Origin of the sequence: Phreatobacter stygius (assembly GCF_005144885.1) — a bacterium.
Taxonomy (GTDB): Bacteria; Pseudomonadota; Alphaproteobacteria; order Rhizobiales; family Phreatobacteraceae; genus Phreatobacter; species Phreatobacter stygius.
The window spans coordinates 1,955,472-1,974,673 of sequence record NZ_CP039690.1 but is presented as its reverse complement, the minus strand read 5'-3'; the positions used below and the strand labels follow the sequence as shown (position 1 = coordinate 1,974,673).

General features: G+C 66.6%; 3 protein-coding genes and 1 pseudogene. All 4 read right to left on the bottom strand.

The annotated features are described in order from the left end of the window. Positions 1-19: 19 nt before the first annotated feature. Positions 20-169, bottom strand: a pseudogene (locus E8M01_RS08985) (magnesium chelatase subunit ChlI family protein); the annotation flags it as partial. Positions 170-172: 3 nt separating this feature from the next. Then, positions 173-1,519: an HlyD family type I secretion periplasmic adaptor subunit gene (locus E8M01_RS08980; protein WP_246088655.1), complete on the bottom strand. Its 1,347-nt coding sequence runs from the start codon at positions 1,517-1,519 to the stop codon at positions 173-175. Between the two features lie 36 nt (positions 1,520-1,555). Beyond that, the gene (locus E8M01_RS08975; protein WP_136959805.1) at positions 1,556-3,343 is read right to left on the bottom strand and encodes a type I secretion system permease/ATPase; all 1,788 of its coding nucleotides are present in this window, start codon (positions 3,341-3,343) and stop codon (positions 1,556-1,558) included. 78 nt (positions 3,344-3,421) lie between these two features. After that, complete coding sequence (locus E8M01_RS08970; protein WP_170181836.1) at positions 3,422-19,003, bottom strand: Ig-like domain-containing protein; 15,582 nt, start codon at positions 19,001-19,003, stop codon at positions 3,422-3,424. Between the last annotated feature and the right edge of the window lie 199 nt (positions 19,004-19,202).

Sequence of the window (19,202 nt, the reverse complement as noted above, 5' to 3'; positions counted from 1 at the left end):
TGCCTAGGGCAGGGTTGTCTCAGGCCGCGCTGCGCAGCCTTGCGGGTGAGCCCCGATAGGTCAGCGCTTCGGCCAGGTGAATGCGGCCGAGCCTGGCCTCGCCGTCGAGATCGGCGAGCGTCCGGGCGACCTTGAGGACGCGGTGATAGTCGCGTGCGGTCAGCCGCATCAGCTATTTCTGCCTGAACCCATGTTTGAGCGACATGATGAGCGGGCCCACAAGATATTCAAAGGCCGTCCGCTGCGTTGTCGGAATCATGACCGTGGCAGGCATGCCGGGATAGAGTTGGTAATTGGGCAGCTGTGCAAGTTCAGCTTCGTCAATGCGGAGCAAAGCGGTGTAATAAGGCGTGCCGGTTCTGGTGTCCGTCAACCGGTCGGCGGCAATCTGGAACACGGTCCCATGGACGATCGGGGTGATTCGCTGCTTGTACGCCGTCAGATGCACTTCGGCGCGCATCTCGGGCCGCAGTTCACTGATGTCGTCGACCGCAACCTGCGCTTCCACGACAAGCGAGTCTCGTTCCGGCACCACGTCCAGGATCTTTTCTCCACGCTGGATCACTCCGCCGACGGAGAAGACGTTCAGACCAACGACACGTCCGCCATAGGGTGACCGGATCTCCATCCGGCTCAGCACCGCCCGCGCATTCACCAGCCGCGGAATCACTTCCAGCAATTTGGCCTGGACGTCCCTCAGGTCCTTCGTGATGTCCGCCATGCGATCGTTGTCGAGCTGCGCCATCTGCTGCTGCTGCTCGGCAATTGCCTGCCTTGATCGGGCGATGTTGGCCATCGCGTCGGCAGCCTGTCCGTCCAATCCAGCCGCGGCTCGTTCGAGCTGCAAATAGCGAGGCCGCGCGATAAGCCCTTGCTGCAAGAGCGTCGCCAGGCTCAAGATCTCGTTGCGAACGGAATCGAGTTGCGCCTTGAACGCCCTGACCTGCGCTTCGCCACCGACGATCTGATGTTCGAGCTGCGCGATCTTCTCCTTGATGATGCTGCGTTGGCCCTCCAGGGCGGCAAGCCTGCTGTCAAATTGGCGAACCTGACCGTCCCATATGCTCGCGACATGCCGGCGGTCTTCGAGGGTCGTCAGGTCGCGCGGCATGGCCAGTTCGGGACGACGGCCGAACTCTGCCCGTAGCCGCTCCTCGGTCGCCCGCAAGACGACAAATTGCTCAGAGAACACATCCAGTTCTGCGCGTGCCTGGGTGTCGTCCAGAACGATGAGGACATCGCCGACCTGGACCTTGTCGCCTTCCCTCACGCGCAATTGCTTGACGATGCCGCCATCCAGGTGCTGGACGCTCTTTCGATTGCCATCGACCTTCACCACGGCGCTCGCCACGACGGCTCCGTTGAGGGGGGCCGTGACGGACCAGAACCCGAGCCCGCCAAAAAAAGCCGCGATAATGAGCCACCCCGCGATGGCTGACCCGCGAAACGCGTCGTTCGGGCCCGCCGGATCAGCGACGGTGGCTGGTGGTGCGCCTGCAATGACGGCAGCCTGACTCACGATCAACTCCTGTACATGGTCGTCAAAGCCGGGCGCTTACGACTCCGCGCTCCTGGCAGGTGTTGCGGGAACCGCGACGGGGCGCGTCAGGCGCGCCAATATTTCAGTGCGCGGCCCGAACAGCTCGACAGCACCATCGCGGATCATCAAGATCTTATCGGCCACACCGAGGGTGCTCGGTCGATGAGATATGATGACCACCGCGGTGCCTGCCTTCTTGAGCTGCGCAAGGCAGTCCATGAGCGCGGAGTCGCCATCGACATCAAGGTTTGAACTCGGCTCGTCGAGCACCACCAGGCTTGGATTGCCATAGATCGCGCGGGCCAATCCAATGCGCTGCCGGTAGCCGCCCGACAGGATCGCGCCGCCCTCGCCGACCTGCGTCTCATATCCGTTCGGAAGGCGCAAAATCATCTCATGCACGCTGGCACGCTTCGCGGCCTCGATGACCTTGTCATCGTCGCCATTTTGAAACCGGCTGATATTGGCCGCCACGGTGTCGGCGAAAAGCTCGATGTCCTGCGGGAGATAACCGACATGACAACCAAAGGAAGCCCGCGGCCAGGTCGATACGTCAGCGCCGTCGAGACGTACCGAACCGGCGGTCGGCGCCAAGACGCCCACGATGTGGCGGGCCAGTGTCGATTTACCGGCGCCCGAAGGCCCGACCACACCGAGCAGTTCACCTGCCGCCAGTTGAAATTCTATCGCGCGCAGGATCGGCCGTGAGCTCCCGTGAAGCATGTAGCTGACGTTCTCGACCGACAGGTTGCCGGCTGGTCTGGGCAGCGACAGTCGTGGCTCGGGCTCCGGCGTGGCCTTGAGAAGCATTCCCACGCGCCCATAGGCGCTTCGCGCCGACACCACGGTGCGCCAGGCCCCGACGATCTGTTCGACCGGCTGCATGGCCCGCCCGAGCAGGATCGCGGCCGCAAACATCGACCCGACCGTCACGGCGCGCTCGACGACCAGATAGGCGCCGAGGCCGAGAATGATGGATTGTACCGACAGGCGCAGGAAGCGGATCAGGCTCGACATGGCGGCGGCGCGGTCGCTTGCCGTCAGTTGTCGATCAAGGGCCAGATCGCGATCCCGGCTCCACCGCCGCAGCAGGCCGCCCAGCATGCCCATCGCCTGCACGACCTCCGCATTGCGGAGGCTCATGTCGGCGAAGCTGTAGCCGCGAACCCCGGCCTCGTTGGCTTCGCCGAGCGGCCCGCGCACCCACCATTCGTTGAGCAATGCCACGAGAATGAGCAGGATCGCGGCACCGAGGGCGAAAGCTCCCAACAGGGGATGAAGGAGAAAGATCACCGCGATGTAGATCGGCGCCCAGGGCAGGTCGAGAAGGGCATGAATTCCCACGCCGGTAATGCACTGTCGGACATGATCGAAGTCACGAAGATATTGGCTCTTTGCGGTTCCGGTCTTGAGTGAGGCATCGACGATCGCCGCCATCACGCGCCCCGCCATCCGCTGGTCGAGACGGATCGACGCGCGCGCCAGGATGCGAGTCCGGACCAGGTCGAGACCGGCCAGGGCTGCGAAGGCGACCAGCAGCAAGATCGTCAGCATCAGGAGCGTGACCATGCTCCCGCTCGAGACGACGCGATCGTAGACCTGAAGCATGTAAAGCGGGCCGGCGAGATACAGCAGATTGATCGCCAGGCTGAAGATCACGGCGGTGATGAAATAGCCTCTGCACGAAAACAGCAGTTCTCGCAGTTCGTCCTTGTTCTTGTATATCCTCGCGCGGTCTGCACCGCTCGTGCGCTTCGCCCCGTTGGCGCTTGATTTCGTCTCGCTCCGGAACTGCGCTTGCATGGTGCAACCTCGTCGAATTGCGATGGCGACGAACAATCGCCGCTACAGAACCGCATGCACTGCCTGTCCCCGCGCGCCTCAAACGATGAAATCGGTCGTGTGCAGGAGCGGCGCGCCTGTCAGCTTGACGACGCTGTCATTGTTCGCGTTGTAGCCGGCCGTTCCATCGTTGATGACGAGGTAGGTTCCGGCGGCGGCACCGCTGCTGATGGTCACCTCGGCAGCGCCATTGGCTTTGAGGTTTGCGCTATTGAGGACGCTGGCGAGGTCGGTCGCGAGGTTCCCGGTGATGCCGGAGGACTTCACGATGCCGGTGGTCAGACCGTTGAGAGCGTGGCCGATCTGGACTTTGTCGACACCGGTCGTGAAATCGCTGATCGTGTCGAAGGAGGCCGCCCGCGAGTTCGCCAGACTGGTGTAGACGAACGTATCGCTGCCACTGCCACCGGTGAGCGCATCGGCTCCGGCACCTCCCTTGATGGTGTCGTTGCCGGCTCCGCCGTTGAGCTGGTCAGCGGACGAGCTGCCGGTCAGAGTGTCGTTGCCGTCACCGCCAATGACGTTCTCCACGCCGTCGATCGAGCTGAAGCCGGTCGCACTGCCGTTCGCCAGGTTGACCGTCACATTTGACGTCGTTCCCGCATAGTTCAGCGTGTCGCTCGCGCCCCCGCCGAGATCGAGCGTGACGTTCTCGACGCCGGTGACACCGCCGCCGGCAAGACCGGTGATCGTCGTGCCCGTGACCACGACATTGATCGTGTCGTTGCCTCCGGTCCCCGTAACGACGAGCTTGTCCGTGCCCGTGCCGCCGTCGATCGTATCCACGCCGCTGCCGGCCGTGTAGCGGATCGTATCGCTACCGTCGCCGCCAAGAATGACATCGTTGCCGGAACCGGCGACCAGCGTATCGTTTCCTACTCCGCCAATCAGCGTGTCGTTGCCGCCAAGGGCCGTGATGAGGTCATTGCCGGCGCCACCGTCGAGTATGTTGTTGCCGTTGTCTCCGGTGAGCGTGTCATTTCCGGATCCACCAGTGACGTTCTCCACCCCCGCGATCGAGTTGAACCCGGTCGCGTCCGAGGTCGACAGGTTGACCGTCACTTTCGAGCTCGTGCCGGCATAGCTCAGCGTATCCGCGCTGCCGCCACCAAGATTCAGGTAGACTTTCTCGACGCTCGCGACCGTGCCGCCTTCGAGGCCGGTAATCTCGCCCCCTGAGGTCACGACATTGATCGTGTCGTTCGCCGAGGTCCCTGTAATGTAGAGACTGTCGGTGCCAGCGCCGCCATTGGTGGTGTCCGCTCCGTCGCCTTCCATATACAGGAAGGTGTCGTTGCCGGCTTGGCCTTGGAGGCTGTCGTTACCGCCACCGCCGATGAGGATGTCATTGCCACCGAGGGCCATCAGCGTGTCATTGCCGTTGGTGCCAATCAGCAGGTCCGGGCCTGAAGTGCCCGTGATGGTGGCACCGGAACCGGTATTCAGTGTCGCTGTGTCGCCGGTGCCGATCGCGCTGTTACCGGCCGTATCGGTTAGTGCGATCGACGCGGTTATCGTCCCGTCATTCAACGATGTCAGATCGACGGTGTACGAGCCATTGCCGAGTCCGGCCACCGTAACAGATCCCCCACCGCTGCTGGTGAATGTGATACTCGCGGTCGCGTCGGGGTCGACACCCGCAATCGTGTAGGCGACAGAGCTCTCGCCGGCGGCATTGATCGTTGTCGGCGTGATATCGACCGATGCCGTGGTTCCGGAATCTGCCGTGGTGTCGATGGTGACCGCCTGGCTCGCGGTATTGCCGACATTGCCGGCGCTATCGACCACCCGCACCTGGTAGGTGAAGCTGGTGCCATGGACAGCCGGGTCGGTATAACTCCAGTGCGTGCTGTCGGTCGGCGTAACGTCGACCCAGATGGTGCCGTCGGTCGAGACCTGGACCTTCTCGCCGCTGCCCAGCGCGCCATTGCTGCCGCTGACCGTCAGCGTGGTGTCGCTGGTGACGAAGTCGGTCGACGACGTCCCGGTGTCGGTGGAAATCGCGGTGATCGCTACCGTGGCCGCAGACGCCGTGGTGTCGATGGTGACCGCCTGGCTCGCGGTATTGCCGACATTGCCGGCGCTATCGACCACCCGCACCTGGTAGGTGAAGCTGGTGCTATGGACGGCCGGGTCGGTATAACTCCAATGCGTGCTGTCGGTCGGCGTAACGTCGACCCAGGTGGTGCCGTCAATGCTGATCTGGACCTTCTCGCCGCTGCCCAGCGCGCCATTGCTGCCGCTGACCGTCAGCGTGGTGTCGCTGGTGACGAAGTCGGTCGACGACCCACCGGTGTCGGTGGAAATCGCGGCGATCGCCACCGCAGCCGCCGGCGCCGCAGTATCGATGATGACCGCCTGGCTGGTCGTATTGCCGACATTGCCGTCAGCGTCCACCACCCGCGCCAGGTAGGTGAAGCTCGCGCTGTGGATGGCCGGGTCGGTATAACTCCAATGCGTGCTGTCGGTCGGCGTAACGTCGACCCAGGTGGTGCCGTCGGTCGAGACCTGCACCTTTTCGCCGCTGCCCAGCGCGCCATTGCTGCCGCTGACCGTCAGCGTGGTGTCGCTGGTGACGAAGTCGGTCGACGACCCACCGGTGTCGGTGGAAATCGCGGTGATCGCCACCGCAGCCGCCGGACCGGCAGTGTCGACAGTCAGCGTCGTGGTCGCCGACTGGCTGTTGCCGGCCGCATCGGTGGCGACCGCGGTGACAACCAGGTCGCCGTCGGCCGCGGGGGCCGCCACGCTGGTGGTCCAAGTGCCGTCACCGGCGACCGTCACCGCCACGCCATTGACCGTCAGGGTCGAACCGGCCTCGGCCGTGCCGGAGACGGTGATGCCGCCGGCGGCTTCGGCCGCGCTGATCGTCGTGTCGCCACCCTCGATCGTGGTGATCGCCACCGCCGGACCGGCAGTGTCGACAGTCAGCGTCGTGGTCGCCGACTGGCTGTTGCCGGCCGCATCGGTGGCGATCGCGGTGACCACCAGGTCGCCGTCGGCCGCGGGGGCCGCCACGCTGGTGGTCCAAGTGCCGTCACCGGCGACCGTCACCGCCACGCCATTGACCGTCAGGGTCGAACCAACCTCGGCCGTGCCGGAGACGGTGATGCCGCCGGCGGCTTCGGCCGCGTTGATCGTCGTGTCGCCACCCTCGATCGTGGTGATCGCCACCGCCGGACCGGCGATGTCGACCTGCAGCGTCGTGGTCGCCGACTGGCTGTTGCCGGCCGCGTCGGTGGCGATCGCGGTGACCACCAGGTCGCCGTCGGCCGCGGGGGCCGCCACGCTGGTGGTCCAAGTGCCGTCACCGGCCACCGTCACCGCCACGCCATTGACCGTCAGGGTCGAACCGGCCTCGGCCGTGCCGGCGACGGTGATGCCACCGGCGGCTTCCGCCGCGCTGATCGTCGTGTCGCCACCCTCGATCGTGGTGATCGCCACCGCCGGACCGGCAGTGTCGACAGTCAGCGTCGTGGTCGCCGATTGGCTGTTGCCGGCCGCATCGGTGGCGACCGCGGTGACCACCAGGTCGCCGTCGGCCGCGGGGGCCGCCACGCTGGTGGTCCAGCTGCCGTCGCCGGCGACCGTCACCGCCACGCCATTGACCGTCAGGGTCGAACCAACCTCGGCCGTGCCGGAGACGGTGATGCCGCCGGCGGCTTCCGCCGCGCTGATCGTCGTATCGCCACCCTCGATCGTGGTGATCGCCACCGCCGGACCGGCAGTGTCGACAGTCAGCGTCGTGGTCGCCGACTGGCTGTTGCCGGCCGCATCGGTGGCGACCGCGGTGACCACCAGGTCGCCGTCGGCCGCGGGGGCCGCCACGCTGGTGGTCCAGCTGCCGTCACCGGCGACCGTCACCGCCACGCCATTGACCGTCAGGGTCGAACCAACCTCGGCCGTGCCGGAGACGGTGATGCCGCCGGCGGCTTCCGCCGCGCTGATCGTCGTGTCGCCGCCCTCGATCGTGGTGATCGCCACCGCCGGACCGGCGATGTCGACAGTCAGCGTCGTGGTCGCCGATTGGCTGTTGCCGGCCGCATCGGTGGCGACCGCGGTGACCACCAGGTCGCCGTCGGCCGCGGGGGCCGCCACGCTGGTGGTCCAGCTGCCGTCACCGGCGACCGTCACCGCCACGCCATTGACCGTCAGGGTCGAACCGGCCTCGGCCGTGCCGGAGACGGTGATGCCACCGGCGGCTTCCGCCGCGCTGATCGTCGTGTCGCCACCCTCGATCGTGGTGATCGCCACCGCCGGACCGGCGATGTCGACCTGCAGCGTCGTGGTCGCCGACTGGCTGTTGCCGGCCGCGTCGGTGGCGATCGCGGTGACCACCAGGTCGCCGTCGGCCGCGGGGGCCGCCACGCTGGTGGTCCAAGTGCCGTCACCGGCCACCGTCACCGCCACGCCATTGACCGTCAGGGTCGAACCGGCCTCGGCCGTGCCGGCGACGGTGATGCCACCGGCGGCTTCCGCCGCGCTGATCGTCGTGTCGCCACCCTCGATCGTGGTGATCGCCACCGCCGGACCGGCGATGTCGACGGCATAGCTCTGGCTCGCTGTCGCTGTGGTGCTGTTTCCGGCTGCGTCCGTCGTGGTGACGCTGGCCGCAACGGTGGTGTCGGCATCGGCGGCGAGATCGGAACCGGCGACCGCAATGCTGAAGCTGCCACCCGAGGCCGCGCCCGTGTACGTGCTGCCATTGACCGTCAGGCTGACGATATCGCCATCCTGGACATCGCCGCCGACCGTGCCGGTCACTGTGACATTGGTTCCGGCCTCTGCCGCATTCAGGATATTGTCGGCGGTGATGGCGTTGACCGTCAGGCTGGCCGCTGGCCCGGTCGTGTCGACGACATAGCTCTGGCTCGCCGTCGCCGTCGTGCTGTTGCCGGCGGCATCGGTGGTGGTGACGCTGGCCGCAACGGTGGTGTCGGCATCGGCGGCGAGATCGGAACCAGCCACCGCGATGCTGAAAGTGCCGGCCGAGGCCGCACCCGTGTACGTGCTGCCATTGACCGTCAGGCTGACGATGTCGCCATCCTGGACATCACCGCCGACCGTGCCGGTCACCGTGACGTTCGATCCGGCCTCTGCCGCGTTCAGGATGTTGTCGGCGGTGATCGCATTGACCGTCAGGCTGGCCGCAGGTGCCGTGGTGTCGACGGCATAGGCGTGAGTAGTGCTGGCCGTCGTGCTGTTGCCGGCGGCGTCGGTGGTGGTGACGCTGGCCGCAACGGTGGTGTCGGCATCGGCGGCGAGATCGGAACCAGCCACCGCGATGCTGAAAGTGCCGGCCGAGGCCGCGCCGCTATAGACCGTGCCATTGACCGTCAGGCTGACGATGTCGCCGTCCTGGACGTCACCGCCGACCGTGCCGGTCACCGTGACATTGGTTCCGGCCTCCGCCGCGTTCAGGATATTGTCGGCGGTGATCGCATTGACCGTCAGGCTGGCCGCTGGTCCGGTCGCATCGACCGCATAGCTCTGGCTCGCCGTCGCCGTGGTGCTGTTGCCGGCGGCATCGGTGGTGGTGACGCTGGCCGCAACGGTGGTGTCGGCATCGGCGGCGAGATCGGAACCGGCCACCGCGATGCTGAAGCTGCCGCCCGAGGCCGCGCCGCTATAGACTGTGCCATTGACCGTCAGGCTGACGATGTCGCCGTCCTGGACGTCGCCGCCGACCGTGCCGGTCACCGTGACGTTCGATCCGGCCTCCGCCGCGTTCAGGATATTGTCGGCGGTGATGGCGTTGACGCTGATGCTCGCTGCCGGTGCCGTCGTGTCGACGGCATAGCTCTGGCTCGCCGTCGCCGTCGTGCTGTTGCCGGCGGCATCGGTGGTGGTGACACTGGCATCGACCGTCGTGTCGCTGTCGGCCGCCAGGTCGCTGCCTGACACTGCGATGCTGAAGCTGCCACCCGAGGCCGCACCGCTATAGACCGTGCCATTGACCGTCAGGCTGACGATGTCGCCGTCCTGGACGTCACCGCCGACCGTGCCGGTCACCGTGACATTGGTTCCGGCCTCTGCCGCGTTCAGGATATTGTCAGCGGTGATGGCGTTGACGCTGATGCTCGCTGCTGGTCCGGTCGCATCGACCGCATAGCTCTGGCTTGCCGTCGCCGTCGTGCTGTTGCCGGCCGCGTCCGTCGTCGTGACGCTGGCCGCAACGGTGGTGTCGGCATCGGCGGCGAGATCGGAACCGGCGACCGCGATGCTGAAGCTGCCACCCGAGGCCGCACCGCTATAGACCGTGCCATTGACCGTCAGGCTGACGATATCACCATCCTGGACATCACCGCCGACCGTGCCGGTCACCGTCACGTTCGATCCGGCCTCTGCCGCGTTCAGGATGTTGTCGGCGGTGATCGCGTTGACCGTCAGGCTGGCCGCTGGCCCGGTCGCATCGACCGCATAGCTCTGGCTCGCCGTCGCCGTCGTGCTGTTGCCGGCGGCGTCGGTGGTGGTGACGCTGGCTGCAACGGTGGTGTCGGCATCGGCGGCGAGATCGGAACCAGCGACCGCAATGCTGAAAGTGCCGGCCGAGGCCGCACCCGTGTACGTGCTGCCATTGACCGTCAGGCTGACGATGTCGCCATCCTGGACATCGCCGCCGACCGTGCCGGTCACCGTGACATTGGTTCCGGCCTCCGCCGCGTTCAGGATGTTGTCGGCGGTGATGGCGTTGACGCTGATGCTCGCTGCCGGTGCCGTCGTGTCGACCGCATAGCTCTGGCTCGCCGTCGCCGTCGTGCTGTTGCCGGCGGCGTCCGTCGTCGTGACGCTGGCTGCAACGGTGGTGTCGGCATCGGCGGCGAGATCGGAACCAGCGACCGCAATGCTGAAAGTGCCGGCCGAGGCCGCACCCGTGTACGTGCTGCCATTGACCGTCAGGCTGACGATGTCGCCATCCTGGACGTCGCCGCCGACCGTGCCGGTCACCGTGACGTTCGATCCGGCCTCCGCCGCGTTCAGGATGTTGTCGGCGGTGATGGCGTTGACGCTGATGCTCGCTGCCGGTGCCGTCGTGTCGACCGCATAGGACTGGCTCGCCGTCGCCGTCGTGCTGTTGCCGGCGGCGTCCGTGGTGGTGACGCTGGCCGCAACGGCGGTGTCGGCATCGGCCGCCAGGTCGCTGCCTGACACTGCGATGCTGAAGCTGCCGCCCGAGGCCGCACCGCTATAGACCGTGCCATTGACCGTCAGGCTGACGATGTCGCCATCCTGGACATCACCGCCGACCGTGCCGGTCACCGTCACGCTCGATCCGGCCTCCGCCGCGTTCAGGATATTGTCGGCGGTGATCGCGTTGACCGTCAGGCTCGCCGACGGCGCCGTGGTGTCGACGGCATAGGCGTGAGTTGTGCTGGCCGTCGTGCTGTTGCCGGCCGCGTCCGTCGTGGTGACGCTGGCATCGACCGTCGTGTTGCTGTCGGCGGCCAGGTCGCTGCCTGACACCGCAATGCTGAAAGTGCCGGCCGAGGCCGCACCCGTGTACGTGCTGCCATTGACCGTCAGGCTGACGATGTCGCCATCCTGGACATCGCCGCCGACCGTGCCGGTCACCGTGACATTGGTTCCGGCCTCCGCCGCGTTCAGGATGTTGTCGGCGGTGATGGCGTTGACGCTGATGCTCGCTGCCGGTGCCGTCGTGTCGACCGCATAGCTCTGGCTCGCCGTCGCCGTCGTGCTGTTGCCGGCGGCGTCCGTCGTCGTGACGCTGGCTGCAACGGTGGTGTCGGCATCGGCGGCGAGATCGGAACCAGCGACCGCAATGCTGAAAGTGCCGGCCGAGGCCGCACCCGTGTACGTGCTGCCATTGACCGTCAGGCTGACGATGTCGCCATCCTGGACGTCGCCGCCGACCGTGCCGGTCACCGTGACGTTCGATCCGGCCTCCGCCGCGTTCAGGATGTTGTCGGCGGTGATGGCGTTGACGCTGATGCTCGCTGCCGGTGCCGTCGTGTCGACCGCATAGGACTGGCTCGCCGTCGCCGTCGTGCTGTTGCCGGCGGCGTCCGTGGTGGTGACGCTGGCCGCAACGGCGGTGTCGGCATCGGCCGCCAGGTCGCTGCCTGACACTGCGATGCTGAAGCTGCCGCCCGAGGCCGCACCGCTATAGACCGTGCCATTGACCGTCAGGCTGACGATGTCGCCATCCTGGACATCACCGCCGACCGTGCCGGTCACCGTCACGCTCGATCCGGCCTCCGCCGCGTTCAGGATATTGTCGGCGGTGATCGCGTTGACCGTCAGGCTCGCCGACGGCGCCGTGGTGTCGACGGCATAGGCGTGAGTTGTGCTGGCCGTCGTGCTGTTGCCGGCCGCGTCCGTCGTGGTGACGCTGGCATCGACCGTCGTGTTGCTGTCGGCGGCCAGGTCGCTGCCTGACACCGCAATGCTGAAAGTGCCGGCCGAGGCCGCACCGCTATAGACCGTGCCATTGACCGTCAGGCTGACGATGTCGCCGTCCTGGACATCACCGCCGACCGTGCCGGTCACCGTGACGTTCGATCCGGCCTCCGCCGCGTTCAGGATATTGTCCGCGGTGATGGCGTTGACCGTCAGGCTGGCCGCTGGCCCGGTCGTGTCGACCGCATAGCTCTGGCTCGCCGTCGCCGTCGTGCTGTTGCCGGCGGCGTCCGTCGTGGTGACGCTGGCCGCAACGGTGGTATCGGCATCGGCGGCGAGATCGGAACCAGCGACCGCGATGCTGAAGCTGCCGGCCGAGGCCGCACCGCTATAGACCGTGCCGTTGACCGTCAGGCTGACGATGTCGCCATCCTGGACATCGCCGCCGACCGTGCCGGTCACCGTGACGTTCGATCCGGCCTCTGCCGCATTCAGGATATTGTCGGCGGTGATGGCGTTGACGCTGATGCTCGCTGCCGGTGCCGTCGTGTCGACGACATAGGCGTGAGTTGTGCTGGCCGTCGTGCTGTTGCCGGCGGCGTCCGTCGTCGTGACGCTGGCTGCAACGGTGGTGTCGGCATCGGCGGCGAGATCGGAACCGGCGACCGCAATGCTGAAGCTGCCGGCCGAGGCCGCGCCGCTATAGACCGTGCCATTGACCGTCAGGCTGACGATGTCGCCGTCCTGGACGTCGCCGCCGACCGTGCCGGTCACCGTGACGTTCGATCCGGCCTCTGCCGCGTTCAGGATATTGTCGGCGGTGATGGCGTTGACCGTCAGGCTGGCCGCTGGTCCGGTCGCATCGACCGCATAGGACTGGCTCGCCGTCGCCGTCGTGCTGTTGCCGGCGGCATCGGTGGTGGTGACGCTGGCCGCAACGGTGGTGTCGGCATCGGCGGCCAGGTCGCTGCCTGACACTGCGATGCTGAAGCTGCCGCCCGAGGCCGCGCCGCTATAGACCGTGCCATTGACCGTCAGGCTGACGATGTCGCCATCCTGGACGTCGCCGCCGACCGTGCCGGTCACCGTGACATTGGTTCCGGCCTCCGCCGCGTTCAGGATATTGTCGGCGGTGATCGCATTGACCGTCAGGCTCGCCGACGGCGCCGTGGTGTCGACGGCATAGGCGTGAGTTGTGCTGGCCGTCGTGCTGTTGCCGGCCGCGTCCGTCGTGGTGACGCTGGCCGCAACGGTGGTGTCGGCATCGGCGGCGAGATCGGAACCGGCGACCGCGATGCTGAACGTGCCGGCCGAGGCCGCACCCGTGTACGTGCTGCCATTGACCGTCAGGCTGACGATGTCGCCGTCCTGGACGTCGCCGCCGACCGTGCCGGTCACCGTCACGCTCGATCCGGCCTCCGCCGCGTTCAGGATATTGTCGGCGGTGATCGCGTTGACCGTCAGGCTCGCCGACGGCGCCGTGGTGTCGACGGCATAGGCGTGAGTTGTGCTGGCCGTCGTGCTGTTGCCGGCCGCGTCCGTCGTGGTGACGCTGGCCGCAACGGTGGTATCGGCATCGGCGGCGAGATCGGAACCGGCGACCGCAATGCTGAACGTGCCGCCCGAGGCCGCACCGCTATAGACCGTGCCATTGACCGTCAGGCTGACGATGTCGCCGTCCTGGACATCACCGCCGACCGTGCCGGTCACTGTGACATTGGTTCCGGCCTCTGCCGCATTCAGGATATTGTCGGCGGTGATGGCGTTGACCGTCAGGCTGGCCGCTGGCCCGGTCGTGTCGACGACATAGCTCTGGCTCGCCGTCGCCGTCGTGCTGTTGCCGGCGGCATCGGTGGTGGTGACGCTGGCCGCAACGGTGGTGTCGGCATCGGCGGCGAGATCGGAACCAGCCACCGCGATGCTGAAAGTGCCGGCCGAGGCCGCACTCGTGTACGTGCTGCCATTGACCGTCAGGCTGACGATGTCGCCATCCTGGACATCACCGCCGACCGTGCCGGTCACCGTGACGTTCGATCCGGCCTCTGCCGCGTTCAGGATGTTGTCGGCGGTGATCGCATTGACCGTCAGGCTGGCCGCAGGTGCCGTGGTGTCGACGGCATAGGCGTGAGTAGTGCTGGCCGTCGTGCTGTTGCCGGCGGTGTCGGTGGTGGTGACGCTGGCCGCAACGGTGGTGTCGGCATCGGCGGCGAGATCGGAACCAGCCACCGCAATGCTGAACGTGCCGCCCGAGGCCGCACCGCTATAGACCGTGCCATTGACCGTCAGGCTGACGATGTCGCCATCCTGGACATCACCGCCGACCGTGCCGGTCACCGTCACGTTCGATCCGGCCTCCGCCGCGTTCAGGATATTGTCCGCGGTGATGGCGTTGACCGTCAGGCTGGCCGCTGGCCCGGTCGTGTCGACCGCATAGCTCTGGCTCGCCGTCGCCGTCGTGCTGTTGCCGGCGGCGTCCGTCGTGGTGACGCTGGCCGCAACGGTGGTATCGGCATCGGCGGCGAGATCGGAACCAGCGACCGCGATGCTGAAGCTGCCGGCCGAGGCCGCACCGCTATAGACCGTGCCATTGACCGTCAGGCTGACGATGTCGCCGTCCTGGACGTCGCCGCCGACCGTGCCGGTCACCGTGACATTGGTCCCGGCCTCCGCCGCGTTCAGGATATTGTCGGCGGTGATCGCATTGACCGTCAGGCTGGCCGCTGGCCCGGTCGTGTCGACCGCATAGCTCTGGCTCGCCGTCGCCGTTGTGCTGTTGCCGGCGGCGTCGGTGGTGGTGACGCTGGCTGCAACGGTGGTATCGGCATCGGCGGCGAGATCAGAACCGGCGACCGCAATGCTGAAGCTGCCACCCGAGGCCGCACCCGTGTACGTGCTGCCATTGACCGTCAGGCTGACGATGTCGCCATCCTGGACGTCGCCGCCGACCGTGCCGGTCACCGTGACGTTCGATCCGGCCTCCGCCGCGTTCAGGATATTGTCGGCGGTGATCGCATTGACCGTCAGGCTCGCCGACGGCGCCGTGGTGTCGACGGCATAGGCGTGAGTTGTGCTGGCCGTCGTGCTGTTGCCGGCGGCATCGGTGGTGGTGACGCTGGCCGCAACGGTGGCGTCGGCATCGGCGGCGAGATCGGAACCGGCGACCGCGATGCTGAAAGTGCCGGCCGAGGCCGCACCCGTGTACGTGCTGCCATTGACCGTCAGACTGACGATGTCGCCGTCCTGGACATCACCGCCGACCGTGCCGGTCACCGTCACGCTCGATCCGGCCTCCGCCGCGTTCAGGATATTGTCGGCGGTGATCGCATTGACCGTCAGGCTCGCCGACGGCGCCGTGGTGTCGACGGCATAGGCGTGAGTTGTGCTGGCCGTCGTGCTGTTGCCGGCCGCGTCCGTCGTGGTGACGCTGGCCGCAACGGTGGTGTCGCTGTCGGCCGCCAGGTCGGAACCAGCCACCGCAATGCTGAAGCTGCCACCCGAGGCCGCGCCGCTATAGATCGTGCCATTGACCGTCAGGCTGACGATATCGCCATCCTGGACATCGCCGCCGACCGTGCCGGTCACCGTGACATTGGTTCCGGCCTCCGCCGCGTTCAGGATATTGTCAGCGGTGATGGCGTTGACGCTGATGCTCGCTGCCGGGGCCGTCGTGTCGACCGCATAGCTCTGGCTCGCCGTCGCCGTTGTGCTGTTGCCGGCGGCGTCGGTGGTGGTGACGCTGGCCGCAACGGCGGTGTCGGCATCGGCCGCCAGGTCGCTGCCTGACACTGCGATGCTGAAGCTGCCGCCCGAGGCCGCACCGCTATAGACCGTGCCATTGACCGTCAGGCTGACGATGTCGCCATCCTGGACATCACCGCCGACCGTGCCGGTCACCGTGACATTGGTTCCGGCCTCCGCCGCGTTCAGGATATTGTCAGCGGTGATGGCGTTGACGCTGATGCTCGCTGCCGGGGCCGTCGTGTCGACCGCATAGCTCTGGCTCGCCGTCGCCGTCGTGCTGTTGCCGGCGGCGTCGGTGGTGGTGACGCTGGCCGCAACGGCGGTGTCGGCATCGGCCGCCAGGTCGCTGCCTGACACTGCGATGCTGAAGCTGCCGCCCGAGGCCGCACCGCTATAGACCGTGCCATTGACCGTCAGGCTGACGATGTCGCCATCCTGGACATCACCGCCGACCGTGCCGGTCACCGTGACGTTCGATCCGGCCTCTGCCGCGTTCAGGATATTGTCAGCGGTGATGGCGTTGACGCTGATGCTCGCTGCCGGTGCCGTCGTGTCGACGACATAGGACTGGCTCGCCGTCGCCGTCGTGCTGTTGCCGGCGGCGTCCGTGGTGGTGACGCTGGCCGCAACGGTGGTGTCGGCATCGGCGGCGAGATCGGAACCGGCGACCGCAATGCTGAAGCTGCCGGCCGAGGCCGCACCACTATAGACCGTGCCATTGACAGTCAGGCTGACGATATCGCCATCCTGGACGTCGCCGCCGACCGTGCCGGTCACCGTGACGTTCGATCCGGCCTCCGCCGCGTTCAGGATATTGTCGGCGGTGATCGCGTTGACCGTCAGGCTCGCCGACGGCGCCGTGGTGTCGACGGCATAGGCGTGAGTTGTGCTGGCCGTCGTGCTGTTGCCGGCCGCGTCCGTCGTGGTGACGCTGGCATCGACCGTCGTGTTGCTGTCGGCGGCCAGGTCGCTGCCTGACACCGCAATGCTGAACGTGCCGCCCGAGGCCGCACCGCTATAGACCGTGCCATTGACCGTCAGGCTGACGATGTCGCCGTCCTGGACATCACCGCCGACCGTGCCGGTCACCGTCACGCTCGATCCGGCCTCCGCCGCGTTCAGGATATTGTCCGCGGTGATGGCGTTGACCGTCAGGCTGGCCGAAGGTGCCGTGGTGTCCTCGGTCACAGTGAAAGCGCCAGAACCGTTGCTCTGGTTGCCGGCTCCGTCGGTGATGCGGGCTGTGATGGCGTAGGTGGTGCCGTTTGTCAGCGTTCCGGTCTGGACATTGGCAAAGCCGTTGCCGATGTCGGCGGCGGTAAGCGTATAGGCGCTGCCCAAGGGGCTGCCCGTGCCGGTGCCGTCATAGAGGCGTATAGTGTCGCCGGCCACGGCGCCGGTGCCGGTCAGGCTCACTCTCACCGTCAGGTCGGGATCGTTGGTGCTGGCGCCGTTCGCCAGCGCGCCGGTCACCGGCGACACGTTGTCGGTCACAGAGGTGATCGATGGCGCCGACGGCGCAGACGTATCCTCGGTCACCGTGAAGCTGTTGGTCGAGACGGCGCTCTGATTGCCCTGGCCGTCGGTGATGCGGGCCGTGATCGTGTAGGTGGTGCCGTTCGTCAGCGTTCCGGTCTGGACATTGGCAAAGCCGTTGCTGATGTCGGCGGCGGTGAGAGTATAGGCGCTGCCCAAGGGGCTGCCCGTGCCGCTGCCGTTGTAGAGGCGGACGGCGTCGCCGGCCACCGCGCCGGTGCCGGTCAGGCTCACTCTCACCGTCAGGTCGGGATCGTTGGTGCTGGCGCCGTTCGCCAGCGCGCCGGTGACCGGCGACACGTCGTCGGTCACCGAGGTGATCGAGGCGGCCGAAGGCGCCGTGACGTCGAGCGTCCCTCCGGCGGTGAATGTGCCATCGGCGAATTGGAAATTTTCGACCGTGGTCACCGTATCGGTGCCATCGGGCGAGCCCGCGCGGGTATCCACGACCGTGTAGGTCGCGCCGCTCAGCGTAATCAGGTAGTTCGCCCGATTGCCGGAAAAGACGACCGTATCGGTGCCACCGGCGCCAGTGATCGTGTCGTTGCCGCCGCCACCGGTCAGAATGTTGGCGCTGCCGTCACCGGTGATCGAATCATTGCCGGAACCGCCGATGAAATTCTCGATGTTCTGGATCCGGTCGGTGTTCGACCCGGAGCCGGTGCCGCCGACAGTTGCCAGGCTGCTGCCATTCAAGACGACAGTCAGGCCGGCCGTGAAGGCCGAGAAATTCGCCGTGTCCGAACCGCCACCGCCGTCAAGGTCGTCGCGCACGTTGTCGGCGGCAATGTCGAATCTGTCGTTGGCAGTCATGCCGGTGACGGTGTCACCGCCGCCTACGATGAATGTCGTGGCGACGTTGCCGCCCGAGATGGTGTGCCCCCCGCCCGTGTCGCGGATGGTGACGCTTTCGATGTTCAGGAACGCGTCCGGGGCTACGCTGGACCAGTTGAAGTTCCCCGTGGTCACGACCGTGAGCGAGTCCTGCCCGCCACCGAGGTCGATCGAAGAATTGATGCCTGACGCATCGAACAGGGAGAATTGCGCAGCCGTCATCGTGAGGGAATCGGCGCCGGCGGTGCCGGTAATGTTGCGGTTCTCGATATTCGTCAGCATGGGAAAGCCACTGCCCGAAATATCGACCGTGCCGTTCACGACGACATTCAGCGTATCCGTCCCGCCGCCCAGATTGATGGTCGTGAAGCCGGCGAATTGGGCTGCGGTCAGCGTGACCGTGTCGCCGCTGCCGCTGCCGCTGAGGGTCTCGACGCTGGTGACCGTGGCGACCGTGAAATCAGCGGTCGTGCCGCTGCTCGTCAGGGCGATCGTGTCGGCGCCGCCGCCGCCGTTGAACACGTCTCCACTTTGCACTGTGCCATTGGCAATATTGATCGTGTCGGTGCCCGTGGTCGTGTTGCCGGTGCCGCCGGTCCCGGTGAAATTGTCGGCCCCTGTCGTTGCGGTTACCGTCGCCATCACGCCCGCATAGGCCGCAATCCCCTTCGCCGTCAGCGGCGGCAGGGCCTTGGTGGTTCCGCAGCACCTGTCGAGCGCCCAACAGCCGCCCAACGCCGCGGCGCCGACGCGGCCGGCGGCCGACGCAACCTTTGCTCCGGTCGTGCGTGCAAGCGCATCGACGAAAGACGCCCCGCGCTCGCCCCGCCCGCTATTGCAGCTCCACAGCAGCAGCTCGCCATGGTCACCGAGCGCCTCGCCGATCGCGGCAAGATCCTCGCTATGGTCGTCGAGCGTCTCGAGCGCGAGCGCGCCCGATCCGAAGCATACCTCGCCCGATCCGCCGTGGGCGATGACGTGAATGGCGGCGAGGCCGGCGCGATGCTTCATCGCCTCCGCCATCTGCCGCGGCGCCGGCTGGCCCTCCGCCAACAAGATCGGTTCGACCTCCGGTCGAAGCCCCGCCAGCAACGTGGTGAGGTCATTCACCTTGACGTCGATGAAAGCGATCTCGCGGCTGATCTTGGTCATGAGACAGATCCCTTGCGGCCAGGACGTAGTGTGGGAAACTGCGGAGTCCCTCTGGCATCCAGGGTCCACCTGGCACACCCATGCCCGCCTCGCGTTCGCCCGTGCGACACGGCTTTGGCGTTTAGACTCAAAGAGACACTTAGGAACGATGTCCGGCACCCTGGGCAAAAGGGTTATAGCCATTGGAGGTATGGCCACC